This window comes from Burkholderia reimsis (assembly GCF_003294055.1).
Classification (GTDB): Bacteria; Pseudomonadota; Gammaproteobacteria; order Burkholderiales; family Burkholderiaceae; genus Burkholderia; species Burkholderia cepacia.
The window spans coordinates 1-899 of sequence record NZ_QMFZ01000121.1 but is presented as its reverse complement, the minus strand read 5'-3'; the positions used below and the strand labels follow the sequence as shown (position 1 = coordinate 899).

Sequence of the window (899 nt, the reverse complement as noted above, 5' to 3'; positions counted from 1 at the left end):
CCAGAGATGGCGACACCGATGCGCAAGAAGAAATCCCCCGTCAAAGACCTGCTGCTCACCCGTTATGCGCCGATCGCCGACGGTATCGCCGCGCTGTTCTTCCCGTACGCGGAAGTCGTGATCCACGACCTGCGCGACCAGACCGTGCTCTATCTCGCGAACAACCTGTCGAAGCGCGAGGTCGGCGACGATTCCGCGCTGGAGGAAATCGATCATTCCGCGCGCGAGCGCGTGATCGGCCCGTACGAGAAGCTGAACTGGGACGGCCGGCGGATGCGCTGCGTGAGCAACGTGCTGTTCGACGACGAAGGCCGCCCGGCCGGGATGATGTGCATCAACTTCAACATCGCGGTGTTCGACGAGGTGCGCGCGACGCTCGACCTGTTCATCAAGGGTGCGGGCGTGGTCGCGCAGCCGGACGAGCTGTTCCGCGACGACTGGCAGGAGCGCATCAACACGTTCCTGCACGGCTGGCTGCGCGAGCGGCAGGTCGGGCTGAACGGGCTCACGCGCGAGCACCGGCGCGAGCTCGTCGAAGCGCTGTACGCGGAGGGCGCGTTCCGCGGCAAGAGCGCGGCGAACTACGTCGCGAATGTGCTCGGGATGGGCCGCGCGACGGTCTACAAACACCTCAAGCACCTGAAGGAAACGCAGGGCGACGCGTAAGCGAAACGCGGGGGCGGGCGGGTTCGCCCGTTCGCCGGGACGACGAAACGCCTGTTCGTCGGGACGCGCGGCGGCGGCCGGTATCGGCCATCGCTATCGGTGCGCCGCTTCCGTGTCTATGCTTCGTGATGCGGCGGGCGCCCGTTTCACGCGCCCGCCCGGCCTGGACGAAGCGTCGAAGCGTCGAAGCGTCGAAGCGTCGAAGCACAAAATGATATAGTCCCGGTTACACT

General features: G+C 66.2%; 1 protein-coding gene. It reads left to right on the top strand.

All coding sequences use genetic code 11. The features are described from left to right. Positions 1-666 (top strand): helix-turn-helix transcriptional regulator (locus tag DPV79_RS41505; protein WP_279636651.1); only part of this gene is annotated, 666 nt, incomplete at its 5' end. Positions 667-899: the final 233 nt, after the last annotated feature.